We start from the raw sequence: 13,056 nt of genomic DNA, 5'->3' as shown, positions 1-13,056 counted from the left end.
CCCCTAGCCCCTCCCGCCTGCGGGAGGGGGACTGGAGATCATTATGAACCTTCCACCCCGCATCCTCGCCACGCCGGAGGCCGAAGCGTTGATTGCCCGCCTCACCATGCGTCATGGGCCGTTGATGTTCCATCAGTCCGGCGGCTGTTGCGACGGGTCCGCGCCGATGTGCTTCCCGCGCGGCGAGTTCAGGGTCGGGGGGCAGGATGTGCTCCTGGGCCATATCGCGGGCGATGTGCCGGTGTGGATCGGCGCGGCGCAGTTCGAATATTGGCGGCATACCCAGGTCACCGTCGACGTCGTGCCGGGCCGGGGCGCGGGCATGTCGCTGGAAAGCCCGGAGGGGATGCGCTTCATCGTCCGATCCCGCGTCTTCACCGATGAGGAGAATGCGGCGCTGGAGGCGGCGGGAGAGCCTTTGCGCGGAGCGTGAAACCGCATACACAGAACAGGGAGAAAATGCGGGGAGAGGAACATGACCATGCTGGCGTCGCAGATCGCCTTTGCGTCCAGCCATGCGGGCGATCCGGCCAAGGCCATGGCCGAAGTGGCCGGGCAGTTGGGAGAGGAGCCGCTGGCCGGGATGCTGCTGTTCTGTTCGCACCGTTTCGACCGGGAGGCGCTGGCGCGGGCGGTCAACCCCAGGACGGAGGGGGTGGTGGCGATCGGCTGCACCAGTTCGGGGGAGCTGACCGAAAACGGCTATGACGAGGACAGCTTGAGCGTCGTCGGCTTTCCCGCCTCGGCCTTCCACATGACCTCGCTCTGCTTCGACGACATAGAGAATTTCGATCCCGCCGCGGCGCGGCAGGCGGTGCGCGGGCTGGCGGCGCGGGCGGAGCGGGAAAGCCGCCATCTGGGCGATAAGGTCAATCATGTCGCGCTGTTCCTGGTCGACGGTCTGTCGCACCGGGAGGAATTGCTGACCATGACGATCCAGGACGGGCTGGGCGACATCGCGCTGATCGGCGGGTCGTCGGGCGACGGCATGGCCTTTCGCGAGACGGCGGTCTTCCATGGCGGGCGCTTCCATGCCCATGCGGCGGTGGTGGCGATCCTGTCCACGCCGCGCCCGCTGCATGTGTTCAAGGCGCAGCATTACCGGCCGAGCGAGGCGAAGATGGTCGTCACCGGGGCGATCCCGAACGACCGGATCGTGACCGAGATCAATGCGGAGCCCGCCGCGCAGGAATATCTGCGGCTGGCGGGCCATGCGGGCGAGGCGCTGGGCGTCGCCTTCTATGCCGCGCATCCGCTGATGGTGCGGGCGGGGGGCGATTATCATGTGCGGTCGATCCAGAGCGCGAATCCCGACGGCAGCCTTACCTTCTACTGCGCCATCGACGAGGGGATCGTGATGACCGTGGGCGAGCCGGTGGACCGGATTGCGCGGATGGACGCGCTGTTCGCCGACATCGCGGCGGAGGTGGGGCCGGTGGACCGGATCATCGCCTTCGATTGCGTATTGAACCGCATCGATGCCGAGCAGCGGCAGATCACGCGCGCCGTGTCGGAACTGTACGGGCGGCATCGGGTGATCGGCTTCAACACCTATGGCGAGCAATATCATGCGCTGCACGTCAACCAGACCTTCAGCGGGCTTGCCATCGGGCGATGAAGGACGCGCTTCCCTCTTCCGCCGAGATTGAGGCGTTGCGGGAGGAGAACCGCAAGCTGCGCAAGATCAACGCGGCGCTGATCGACCGGGTCGAACGGTCGAGCGACATGGCGGGCAACGCCTTTTCGATGTTCGAGACCGCCATCTCGCTGGAAGCCATGGTGCGGGAGCGGACCGCGCAGTTGGAGGATGCGCTGGCGAAGCTGGCGGAGGCCAATGCCGACCTCGCCTCTGCCCATGGCCGCGCCGACGCGGCGCGGATGCGGCTGCGCGACGCGATCGATTCAATCAACGAAGGCTTCGTGCTGTTCGACGCGGAGGACCGGCTGGTCCTCTATAACGAGGCCTATCTGGGTTTCTGGCCGGAGATCGCGGACCATATCCGCGAGGGCATGAGCTTCGACGAGATCGCCAGGCTGGCCGCCGCCCACCATCGTCCGGTGGGGCAGGACCGATGGGTGTCCGACCGCCTCGCCCGCCACAGCGTGGCGGAGGGCGGGCATGTGCAGGCGCTGTCCGACGGGCGATGGGTGCAGATCAACGAACTGCGGACCAGCGAAGGCGGCATCGTCGGCATCTATACCGACATCACCGAGGCGAAGGCGGAGGATGCGCGAGACCGGGCGCGGGAACTGGCCGAGCGCAACATCGTGTTGCAGGCGACGCTCGACAATCTGTCCGAAGGCGTGTGCCTGTTCGATGCGGAGGGGCGGCTGGCGGCGTGGAACGAGGCGCTGCAACGGCTTCTGGAACTGCCGGAGGATTGGGCGCAGGAGCGGGACAGCCATGCCGCGCTGCTGGACTGGTGCCGGGGCAGGCTGGGCATGGACGACAGGGGCTGCCTGGACCGGGGCGGGGCGCGCCATCGCAGCGAGCTGGTCCATGCCGGGGCGCGCAGTTTCGAGATCCGCAGCAACGCCATGGAACGGGGCGGGCAGGTGATCGGCTTCACCGACGTCACCGACATGCTGCGGGCGCAGGCGGCGCTGCGCGAAACGGCGGAGACGCTGGAGCGGCGGGTGGCGGAACGCACGTCGGAACTGGAGGCCGAAGTGGCCGAGCGGCGGGAGATCGAGGCGCAGTTGATGGACGCCAAGACGGCGGCGGAAAAGGCGAACCTGTCCAAGACCAGCTTCCTCGCCGCCGCCAGCCACGACCTGTTGCAGCCGTTGAACGCGGCGCGGCTGTTCGTCGCGGCGCTGGGCGACCGGCGGCTGGCGCTGCCGACGCGGGCGCTGGTCAACCAGACCTCTACCGCGCTGGATTCGGTGGAGGACCTGCTGGAGGCGCTGCTGGAGATCAGCCGGCTGGACGCGGGGGCGATCCAGCCGGAGATCAGCGATTTCCGCATCGACCGGCTGCTCGACACGCTGAGGACGGAATTCGCGCCGATGGCGCGATCGGCGGGGCTGGCGCTGACGGTGGAGACGGCTCCGGTCTGGGTGCGGTCCGACATCCGGTTGCTGCGGCGGATATTGCAGAATTTCCTGTCCAACGCGCTGCGCTACACCCAGCGCGGGTCGGTGCGCGTCGCCTGCGTGGCGGAAGGGGAGGGGATCAGGCTGAGCGTCGCGGACAGCGGCCCCGGCATCCCGCCCGACAAGCAGCAACTGATCTTCGAGGAGTTTCGCCGTCTCGACACGCGGGGGGGCAGGGGCGCGGGCGGCAAGGGGCTGGGCCTGGCCATCGTCCGCCGGGCGAGCGACATGCTGCGCCACGAGGTGTCGCTGGAATCCGCGCTGGGGCAGGGCGCGACCTTCTCCATCCGCGTGCCGCGGGGCGAGGCGGTGGTGGAGGAAGGGGAGGGCGGCAGCGCGCCGCGCAGCGACCGTTCGATGCGCGGGCTGAAGGTGCTGGTGGTCGACAATGAACGCGCGATCCAGACCGGCATGTCGACATTGCTGGGCGGCTGGGGCTGCACGGTCGCGACCGCCGCGGGATTCGAGGAGGCGGTGGCGGCCTTCGCCGATGGCGAGGCGCCCGACGTCATACTGGTCGACTATCATCTGGACGACGGCGAGACGGGGGATGCGGTGATCGAACGGCTGCATGGCCATTTCGGGCGGGCGGTGCCCTCCGTGATGATCTCCGCCGACCGGGGCGAGGCGTTGAAGGCGCGGATGGACGGCTGGGGCATTGCGCTGCTGGGCAAGCCGGTCAAGCCCGCGCAGTTGCGGGCGTTGCTGCGGACGATGCTGAAATAGGCGGGGGAGGGGATCAGGAAGGGCGCAGATGCCGCCTTTCCATTTCGTCCAGCACCGCCTGTTCGAACCCGGTCGGGTGTTCCGGATCGCCGATCCTGCGGAGGATGGCGAGGAGCTGCTCGTCCGTCAGCTTGGCAGCATCGGCGGCGTCCTTCAGATAATCGTGCACGGCGAGTCTCCGCATCGGTGCGGGAGCCAATGTCGCATGAAAGCCGGGCAAGCTCAATTGAGCGGAAAGACGTAGTTCAGGCGGCGGGACGTGACAGGGAAAGGCCGCTCCCCGGAGGAGCGGCCTTGCCATCTTCAGGCCGCCAGGTCGAAGCGGTCGGCGTTCATCACCTTGGTCCAGGCGGCGACAAAGTCGTTCACGAACTTGTCGCCCGCGTCGGCGGAGGCATAAACCTCCGACAGGGCGCGCAGTTGCGCGTTCGACCCGAACACCAGGTCTACGCGCGTGCCGGTCCATTTCTGTTCATTGGACCTGCGGCAGGTGCCGGTGAAGATGTCCTTCTGACCCTCCACCTCCTTCCACGCCGTGCCCATGTCGAGCAGGTTGACGAAGAAGTCGTTGCTGAGCGTTCCGGGGCGGTCGGTGAACACGCCATGGCTCGACCCGCCATGATTGGCGCCGAGCACGCGCAGGCCGCCGACCAGCACCGTCATTTCCGGCGCGCTCAATGTCAGCAACTGGGCGCGGTCGATCAGCAGTTCCTCGACCGGCACGCTGAACGGCACGGGCAGATAGTTGCGGAAACCGTCGACCTTCGGCTCCAGCACCTCGAAATTCTGCACGTCCGTCTGTTCCTGCGAGGCGTCGGTGCGGCCGGGGGTGAAGGGCGCCTCTATGTTGCGCCCGCCATCCTTCGCCGCCTTTTCGATGGCTGCCGATCCGGCCAGCACGATCAGGTCAGCAAGCGAGATCTTCTTCGCGCCCGCGCTGTCGAATTCGGCCTTGATCTTCTCCAATGCCGACAGGACGCGGCCAAGCTGCTCCGGCTGGTTGACGTCCCAGTCCTTTTGCGGAGCCAGCCGGATGCGCCCGCCATTGGCGCCGCCGCGATGGTCCGACCCGCGATAGGTGGAGGCGGAGGCCCAGGCGGTCGTCACCAGTTCCGCGACGCTGAGGCCCGACGCCAATATCTTCTGCTTGAGCGAAGCGATGTCCGCCGCGTCGACCAGGGGATGGTCTACCGCCGGGATCGGGTCTTGCCAGATCAGGTCTTCGGCGGGCACCTCAGGCCCCAGATAGCGCGCCTTCGGCCCCATGTCGCGGTGACACAGCTTGAACCAGGCGCGGGCGAAGGCGTCCTCGAACGCGGCGGGATCGTTGCGGAATCGTTCGGAAATCTTGCGATATTCCGGGTCCATCTTGAACGCCATGTCGGCGGTCGTCATCATCGTCGGCACGCGCCTGTCGGGGCTGTGCGCGCCGGGGGCCATGTCCTCCGGCTTCTGGTTGACGGGCTGCCACTGCTTGGCGCCCGCCGGGCTTCTCACCAGCTCATATTCATAGTCGAGCAGCATGTGGAAGAAGCTGTGGTCCCAGGTCCGGGGCGTCGGCGTCCACGCGCCTTCGATGCCGCTGGTGATGGTATGGTCGCCAATGCCGCTTTCATAGCCGCTCTGCCAGCCAAGGCCCTGCTGCGCGATGTCCGCGCCCTCCGGTTCCTTGCCGACCTTCGACGCGTCGCCCGCGCCATGGGCCTTGCCGAATGTGTGGCCGCCCGCGGTGAGCGCGACGGTCTCCTCATCGTTCATGCCCATGCGCAGGAAGGTCTCGCGGATGTCCCGCGCCGATTGCAGCGGGTCGGGATTGCCGCCCGGCCCCTCCGGATTGACGTAGATCAGGCCCATCTGGATCGCGGCCAGCGGGCTTTCGAGGACCATGTTCTTTTCGGGCTGGATGCGGGTTTCATTGCCCTCCTGGCCGACCCAGAATTCCTCCGTGCCCCAATAGACGTCCTTTTCCGGCTCGAACACGTCGGCGCGGCCGCCGCCGAAGCCGAAGACCGGGCCGCCCATCGATTCGATGGCGACATTGCCCGCCAGGATCATCAGGTCCGCCCAGCTCAGCTTCTGGCCATATTTCTGCTTGATCGGCCAGAGCAGGCGGCGCGCCTTGTCGAGATTGGCATTGTCCGGCCAGCTGTTGAGCGGGGCGAAACGCTGCGATCCGGAGGAAGCGCCGCCGCGCCCGTCGCCGGTGCGATAGGTGCCCGCCGAATGCCAGGCCATGCGGATGAAGAAAGGGCCGTAATGACCGTAGTCCGCCGGCCACCAGGGCTGGCTGTCGGTCATCAGCGCGGTCAGATCGCGCTTCACCGCCTGATAATCCAGCGTCTTGAACGCCGCCGCATAATCGAAATCGTCGCCCAGCGGATTGCCCGACAGGCCGTTCTGCTGAAGGATGTCGAGCGAAAGCTGGTTCGGCCACCAGTCGCGGTTGGTGCGCCCCAGCAGGGATCGCAGCGCGGCGGGTTCCTTCACGGGACAGGACAGCGGATCATTGCTCGTCTTTGCGTCCATTGCACGATTCCTTTCAGCTTCTCCGGGACCGGGATTCTAGGCCATGCCCCGCCAGGGGGGAACTGCGAAGGCCATGTTATTTTTCCGATGACAGTGTTGAATTTATTGCATGAGAGGGGACGGCGCCGGCGGCGTTCACTCTCCGCCCGGAGGACGCAAGCTCGCTGCGCCCGCGCCCGCCCCCTGAGCCCGCCCGCGAGGGGAATATCAACGCCTAGATGCTGAACGCGAAATGGCCGGCGCCCTTTTGCAGCCGCCGCCAATTCTCCGCATTCATGTGCACCAGCGTGTGGTGGTCGCCGCCCTCGAACCAGACATCCTGATCCATCAGCATGTCGTCGTCGATGATCGTCTTCAGCCCATAGGCCGCGCCCACCGGCGGGATCGCGCCCAGTTCGCAGTCGGGGAACAGCGCGGCTGCCGTATGTTCCTCCGCCAGCGAGACGTCGCGGGCCAGCCATTGCTGCAGGAAGTTGAAGCTCACATGCTTGGAGGAGGGAAGGACGGCCAGCATATATTCGTCGCCCGCCTGCACCAGCACGGCCTTCGCCACCTGACGGCCAGGGACATGCGCCGCCTGGGCCGCCCGCGCCATTTCGCTGGAATGTTCGTGCGGCCATTCGTCGAAGCGCGTGCCGCAACGGTCCATATAGCCGCGCAATCTCTGGGAAATCGCCATGACATCCTCCATCGCCCTGTGCCCGAAGGCATGGTCAGGCGGGCGTCGTGCGCGGTGCCGGAAGGGGTTGCCGGCACAAGGGCGGGCGGCGGGTCTGGCCATGCCGTCAGTGGGTCAGGAATAGCAGATTTGCGGCCGATAGCCAATCGCCCCTGCTGCCCGTTGCCGGCCGCGGTTAGGGCCGGGCGGCGTCGGGCGCGGTGGCATTGCCGCCGCCCAGCGCGATCTGCATGTAGACGGTGTCGAGCCAGCGGCCCGCCTTCCAGCCCATGCCGGTGAGCCGGCCCGCCTGCCGGAAGCCGCAGGCGGCGTGGAGCGCGACCGAGGCGGGTTCGCCGCCGCCGATCACCGCCACCATCTGGCGGAAGCCGAAGGCCTCCGCCGCGTCCAGCAGCGCTTCCAGCAGCGCCCGGCCGATGCCGCCGCCGCGCCGGTCGTGCGCGACGTAGATGCTGTTTTCGCAGGCATGGGCATAAGCGGGCCGGTCGCGGAACTGCGTCGCATAGCAATAGCCGACCACCTCCGCGCCGTCGCACGCCACCAGGAAGGGCCAGCCCCGGCCGGTCACGCGCCCGATCTTGGCCACGGTCTCCGCGACGGTCGGCGGCACGAGTTCGTAGCTGGCCGTGCCGTGCAGGACGTGGTGCGCGTAGATGGCGGCGATGGCGGCCGCGTCCCCGGCCGTCGCGTTCCGGACCGTGACAGATGACGATGTGCTCATGCAGCCTCCATCAGCAGCAGGTGCCTTCACCAACGAGGGAGCCGCAAGATTCCTTACCTGTCATGCAGCAAATTCCAAGCGAGTCCATCGATCGCCGGGCCGCGCTGCGAAGGAGAGGCTCAATCGGCGCGGAAATGCACCTGATTGGCCTTGATCACCGCCTGGGTGCGGCTGAGCACGCCCAGCTTCTGGAGGATGGCGGAGACATGCGCCTTGATGGTGGTCATCGACACGCCCAGGTCATGCGCGATCTGCTTGTTCAGCCGCCCGCGCACCAGATGCGCCAGCACCGTCTTCTGCTGCGGCGTCAGGCTGTCGATGCGGCGGGCGATCTCATCCTCCTCCGCCGTCGGGGCGACGCTCTCGCCCATGGCTTCGGGCAGGTAGATTTCGCCCGACACCACGCGATGGAGCGCATCGACGATGGCGCTGCGCTTCAGCGACTTGGGGATGAAGCCCGCCGCGCCGGCGGCCAGCGCCTCCTGCACGATGGCGCGGTCGAAGGCGCCCGACACCATCACCACGGGCAGGATCGGGAAACGATCCCGCAGCAGTTTGAGGCCATCGAGGCGGCGGACGTCGGGAATGTTGAGGTCGAGCAGGATGAGGTCGAAATTATCCTGCTTCTCCAGCAGCGAGACGGCCTCGTCGAGCGTCGCCGCCTCGAATATCTCGATATTGTCGAAGCTGATCGCGATCACGCTGCGCAGCCCGTCGCGCACGAGGGGATGATCGTCGACGATCAGCACCCGCTCCATGATTGCCTCGCCACCCATATACCGCCCCACCCCTCGACCCGGATCATCGGACAAGTCATGGGCCGTGGCAAGCCGCATCGCGCCGGGCGGAATTGCCGGGATGGAGTGCATGTGGTTGCCGCGTCCCATGACGATCATCGTTCTTGTCCTCTTATCCGGGCAGCTTGAACACCCAGAGCGCGCCGCCCTGGTTGATGTCCTTGAAGCTCTTGGCGACTTCGCCGCCCCACAGCGGCACCGCGCCCCCCCAGCCGGACATCACCGCCACATATTGCTCGCCATCCTGTTCCCAGGTGACGGGGCTGCCCACCACGCCCGAGCCGGTCTGGAACTTCCACAATTCCTGGCCGGTCTTCGCGTCGAAGGCCTTGAGATACCCCTCCGGCGTGCCGGTGAAGACCAGGTTGCCCGCCGTCGAGAGCACGCCGCCCCAGAGCGGCGCCTTGTTCTTATATTCCCAGACGATCTTGCCGGTCTTCGGGTCCATGGCGCGCAGCGCGCCGATATGATCCTCCGCAATGGGCTTGATGGTGAAGCCGGCGCCCAGATAGGCCGCCCCCTTCTTGTAGGCGATCGGCTCGTTCCAGATGTCCATGCCCCAGTCGTTGGACGGAATGTAGAAAAGGCCGGTGTCCTGGCTGTAGGCCATGGGCATCCAGTTCTTTCCGCCCAGGAAGCTGGGACTGGCGAAGACGGACGATCCCTTGGCCGTCTCGCCGGGCGCGCCGGGGCGGTTGGCGTCGTTGTAATTGGGCCGGCCGTTCTTGTCGAAGCCGTTGGCCCAGGTCGTCTGCATGACGAACTTGCTGGCGCTGATGAACTTGCCGTTGGTGCGGTCCAGCACGAAGAAATAGCCGTTGCGGTCGGCCTTCGCGCCCAGCTTCATCGGCTTGCCGTTGACGGTGGCGTCGAAGGGGATGAATTCGTTGACGCCGTCGAAGTCCCAGCCGTCATGCGGGGTCGTCTGGTAATGCCATTTGATGACGCCGGTGTCGGGATCGATGGCGAGGGTCGAACTGGTGTAGAGATTGTCGCCCTTGCGCAAATGGCTGTTCCAGGGCGCGGGGTTGCCGGTGCCGAAGAACAGCAGGTCGGTTTCCGGGTCATAGGTGCCGCCCAGCCAGGTCGCGCCGCCGCCGGTCTTCCACAGGTCGCCGGTCCAGCTTGCGTTGGTCTTGCCGGTGAGGCCGTTGTCCTTGCCGTTGAGGGTGCCCATGTGCCCCTCGATCGTCGGGCGGCGCCAGACCAGCTCGCCGGTGTTGACGTCGCGCGCTTCCACCGCGCCGACGATGCCGAATTCGCCGCCCGAATTGCCGTAGATCACCTTGCCCTTCACCACCATCGGCGCGGCGGTGGCCGAATAGCCGGCCTGGTAATCCGCGATCTGCTTGTTCCAGATGACCTTGCCGGTGTGGCGATTGAGCGCGACCATGTGCGCGTCCAGCGTGGCGAAGATGATCTTGTCGCCATGGATGGCCGCGCCGCGGTTCACCACGTCGCAGCAGGGCATGATCCCTTCGGGCAGGCGGGCGTCATATTGCCACTTTTCCTCCCCGGTGCGGGCGTCGAAGGCGAACAGGCGCGAATAGCTGCCGGTGACGTAGATGGTGCCGTCATAGACGATGGGCTGCGCTTCCTGTCCGCGCTGCTTTTCCCCGCCGAGCGAGGAGGAGAAGGCGGGAACCAGCTTCGCGACGTTGGAGGCGTTGATCGCCTTCAACGGGCTGAAGCGCTGCGCCTTGGGACCCATGCCGTATGTCAGGACGTCGCCGGGCGTCGCCGCGTCGTTCATCAGGTCCGCATCGGTCGGCCCTTCGGCCAGCAACGGCGCGGCGGCGACCGCCAGGCCCAGGATCGCGGCGCCGGACAGGGCTCGCGTCAAACGTCCTTTCATTCCATCCTCCCTCTGTTGAAAGGGCGTGATTGGCGCCCCCACCCTTTGAAGATTATTGCACCCATGCTGCGCAGCAATTGGACCTTGGGTCGGGCGCGTCCCTCCCTCCCTGGCGGGAGGGGGAATGGTCATCCGGCCGCGAGGGCAGGGGTCCACTCGACGCCATAGGTTGCGAACAGCGCCTTCATCTCGCCGCTTGCGGCCATGGCGGAGACGATCTCCTCCACCGCATCGCCCAATGTGCGGCTGTTTTCCCTGACCGCCATGCCGATGTCCCAGCCGGGCGAGGTGAAGGCGGGCAAAGGCCCCTTGCGCACCGTCAGCGACCAGCCCCGGTGCAGCCCTTCCTCGATCTGGGCGCGGCTCGCGAGCACGGCGTCCGCCTTGCCCGCCGCCACGGCCGCGACGGCTTCGGCGCCGCTGGGATAATGCGCCACGTCCTTCGCCAATATGCCGCCGAAGGAGCCGATCAGGTAGAAGTCGGGAATGGAGTCGAGTTCGGCCGCCAGCCTGTGCCCGCGCCATCCGGTGGGCGGCGCCTCCAGGTCGATGGCGTTGCGCATGCCGGCAAAGCGGAAGCTCTCGCGATAATAGGGCGCGATGATCGCCACCTGGTCGTTGCGGGCGGCGAAGGTCCGGTCGAAGGGGACGTGCAGCATCAGGTCGCCCGGCGCGAAGCCCAGCAGGCCGCCCTTCCACACGCCATGGCGCAGGTCGTCGTCCACGCTTTCGTCCGCGACAAGCTGCGCGACGTCGGCGCGCACGCCCAGCTTCCGGGCGATGGCGCCGGCTAGGTCGACGTCCAGCCCGGCGAGCTTGCCGCCTTCCTCCCACGACCAGGGGCGGTTGTCCTTGTAGACCACCACCCGCAGCACGCCCAGTTCCCTGACCTTGCCCAGCGGGGCCGCCTGGGTCGTCCCCGGCAGCAGCCCCAGCGCCAGTGCCGCGCCCGCGCCGCCCAGCAGGCTTCGCCGGTCGATCATGCCCTCAGCCCTGGAACTTGGTTTCTAGCCAGGCGCGGATCGCCCAGCCGGCCTTCTGGCCCAGCACGTCGCCGAAGGGCGGCATATAGACCTTTCCATCATGGCTGGAGCCGTGGCGGAAGCGCTCCACGAACCACTGGTCGCCCGATTCGCCCTGTTCCAGATAGCGCAGGTCGGGCGCGATGCCGCCGCTTTCCGCGTCCAGCCCGTGGCAGCGGGCGCAATTCTGGCCATAGGCGGACTGGCCGATCTCTATGGCCTTGGCATTGCCGCTATAGGGGTTCTTCGCCAGCCATTCCTCGCCGATGTCCGGCAGGGCGGAGGTGTCGACCGCCTGCGGCGTCACATTGCCGTGCGCCATCAGGCCGGTTGCCGTGGTCGCGCCCAATATGGCCATGGCGCCCAGCAGCGAGATGCGTCCCAGATTCATGCTCGAAATCCTCACCCGATATGATTGGGGCGAGTGTAGGGCAGCGGGCTTTGACGCCCTATTGGCCGTTGGTACAATCCCGGTCGAGGGGCGCGCGCTATAATCATGCGCAGGAACAGGCTGCAGGTTGGGAGAGGATTGTGAAGCGCATCTTTCTGGCGGGGTTGATGCTGGCTCCCGTGATCGCCCAGGCGGCGAGCGCGCAGGCGGAGACGCTCTATGTCTCCAACGAGCGGGGCAACAGCGTCAGCGTGATCGATGCGGCCAGCGCGAAGGTGGTGGCGACCTGGGCCGTGGGCGGCCGTCCTCGCGGGATCACCGTGTCGAAGGACGGGAAATATATCTATCTCTGCGCGTCGACCGACCATGCCGTGCAGGTGATCGAGCGCGCCACGGGAAAGGTCGTGGCGGAACTGCCGTCCGGCGAGGATCCGGAGCAGTTCTTCCTCTCGCGCGATGGCGGGACGCTGTTCGTCGCCAATGAGGACGATGCCGCGCTGACCGCCATCGACCTTGCGAACCGGACCGTCGCCTTTCAGGTCGGCGTCGGCGGCGAGCCTGAAGGCGTGGCGCAAAGTCCCGACGGCCGGTGGGTGGCGGTGACTTCGGAGGAGGAGAATGTCGTCAACTGGGTGGACGTGGCGAAGCGGGAGATGGTCGACGCGACGCCCGTGGACCTGCGCCCGCGGCATGTGGAGTTCACCGGCGACGGCGCGCAGCTGTGGGTCGCGGCGGAGGTGGGCGGGACGGTGCAGATCGTCGATGCGGCCTCCCGCAAGGTGGTGGAGACGCTGCATTTCGCCATTCCGGGCGTGGCGGACCATCGCATATTGCCCTGCGGCATCCGCTTCACGCCCGACGGCAGGACGGCGGTGGTGGCGCTGGGGCGCGCGGACCATGTCGCGCTGGTGGACGTGGCGAGCCGCAAGGTGCGCGCCTATGTGCCGGTGGGCAGGCGGGTATGGCATGTCGCCGTCAGCGGCGACGGGGCGCGGGCCTATGCGGCCAATGGCCTTTCGGACAATGTGAGCGTGATCGATCTGGCCAAGGGCGAGGTCACGGGAACGATCCCGGTGGGCGCGGCGCCGTGGGGGATCGTGGCGGTTCGGTGAGAGGCGACGGCGCCGGGATGCGGGGACAGATTCGGAAGGGTCTGGAACTGGTCGATCCAAGACATTCCCCCTCCCGCAGGCGGGAGGGGCTAGGGGTGGGCGCGACCCCGGACTTGATCCGGGGGAGCTTC

The 13,056-nt window shown here is 67.1% G+C and carries 12 protein-coding genes; 4 read left to right on the top strand and 8 right to left on the bottom strand.

The features are described from left to right. The first annotated feature begins 43 nt into the window (after positions 1–43). Genes L286_RS0124035 through L286_RS25355 form a run of 3 tightly spaced genes read left to right on the top strand, consistent with a single transcriptional unit; the run spans position 44 to position 3,822 of the window. On the top strand, positions 44–433 hold the full coding sequence (locus tag L286_RS0124035; RefSeq protein WP_031286342.1) for a DUF779 domain-containing protein: 390 nt from the start codon (positions 44–46) through the stop codon (positions 431–433). A 42-nt stretch (positions 434–475) separates the two neighbouring features. Next, positions 476–1,618, top strand: coding sequence for an FIST N-terminal domain-containing protein (locus L286_RS25360; RefSeq protein WP_007684512.1), 1,143 nt, complete (start codon positions 476–478; stop codon positions 1,616–1,618). Continuing rightward, positions 1,615–3,822 carry a hybrid sensor histidine kinase/response regulator gene (locus L286_RS25355; RefSeq protein WP_020819643.1) on the top strand — a complete coding sequence of 736 codons (2,208 nt, stop codon included), beginning with the start codon at positions 1,615–1,617 and terminating at the stop codon, positions 3,820–3,822. Before L286_RS25360 ends, L286_RS25355 begins: the two co-directional genes overlap by 4 nt. A gap of 13 nt (positions 3,823–3,835) precedes the next feature. Here the strand turns inward: L286_RS25355 and L286_RS48820 are convergent, their stop codons facing one another. The 8 genes from L286_RS48820 to pedF form a co-directional block, all read right to left on the bottom strand. Then, on the bottom strand, positions 3,836–3,991 hold the full coding sequence (locus tag L286_RS48820) for a hypothetical protein (RefSeq protein ID WP_193746222.1): 156 nt from the start codon (positions 3,989–3,991) through the stop codon (positions 3,836–3,838). A 134-nt stretch (positions 3,992–4,125) separates the two neighbouring features. Further along, on the bottom strand, positions 4,126–6,348 hold the full coding sequence (gene katG, locus L286_RS25350) for a catalase/peroxidase HPI (RefSeq protein ID WP_020819645.1): 2,223 nt from the start codon (positions 6,346–6,348) through the stop codon (positions 4,126–4,128). Positions 6,349–6,562: 214 nt separating this feature from the next. Continuing rightward, on the bottom strand, positions 6,563–7,027 hold the full coding sequence (locus L286_RS25345; RefSeq protein ID WP_025160944.1) for an aminoacyl-tRNA deacylase: 465 nt from the start codon (positions 7,025–7,027) through the stop codon (positions 6,563–6,565). Positions 7,028–7,202: 175 nt separating this feature from the next. Then, on the bottom strand, positions 7,203–7,748 hold the full coding sequence (locus L286_RS25340) for a GNAT family N-acetyltransferase (RefSeq protein WP_020819647.1): 546 nt from the start codon (positions 7,746–7,748) through the stop codon (positions 7,203–7,205). Between the two features lie 119 nt (positions 7,749–7,867). Then, complete coding sequence (locus L286_RS25335; protein WP_007684520.1) at positions 7,868–8,644, bottom strand: response regulator; 777 nt, start codon at positions 8,642–8,644, stop codon at positions 7,868–7,870. A gap of 13 nt (positions 8,645–8,657) precedes the next feature. Next, on the bottom strand, positions 8,658–10,400 hold the full coding sequence (locus L286_RS25330) for a methanol/ethanol family PQQ-dependent dehydrogenase (protein WP_021222905.1): 1,743 nt from the start codon (positions 10,398–10,400) through the stop codon (positions 8,658–8,660). A gap of 128 nt (positions 10,401–10,528) precedes the next feature. After that, positions 10,529–11,383, bottom strand: a complete 855-nt coding sequence (locus L286_RS25325; RefSeq protein WP_020819648.1) for a substrate-binding periplasmic protein — start codon at positions 11,381–11,383, stop codon at positions 10,529–10,531. A 4-nt stretch (positions 11,384–11,387) separates the two neighbouring features. After that, complete coding sequence (pedF, locus tag L286_RS25320; protein WP_007684526.1) at positions 11,388–11,813, bottom strand: cytochrome c-550 PedF; 426 nt, start codon at positions 11,811–11,813, stop codon at positions 11,388–11,390. Positions 11,814–11,980: 167 nt separating this feature from the next. On the opposite strand from pedF, the gene L286_RS25315 reads away from it, so the two are divergent. Continuing rightward, positions 11,981–12,925, top strand: coding sequence for a PQQ-dependent catabolism-associated beta-propeller protein (locus L286_RS25315; RefSeq protein WP_380764595.1), 945 nt, complete (start codon positions 11,981–11,983; stop codon positions 12,923–12,925). Positions 12,926–13,056: the final 131 nt, after the last annotated feature.

This window comes from Sphingobium sp. HDIP04 (assembly GCF_000445085.1).
GTDB lineage: Bacteria > Pseudomonadota > Alphaproteobacteria > Sphingomonadales > Sphingomonadaceae > Sphingobium > Sphingobium indicum.
Note: the sequence above shows the minus strand (reverse complement) of the source record. Positions and strands in the feature narration are given on the sequence as shown.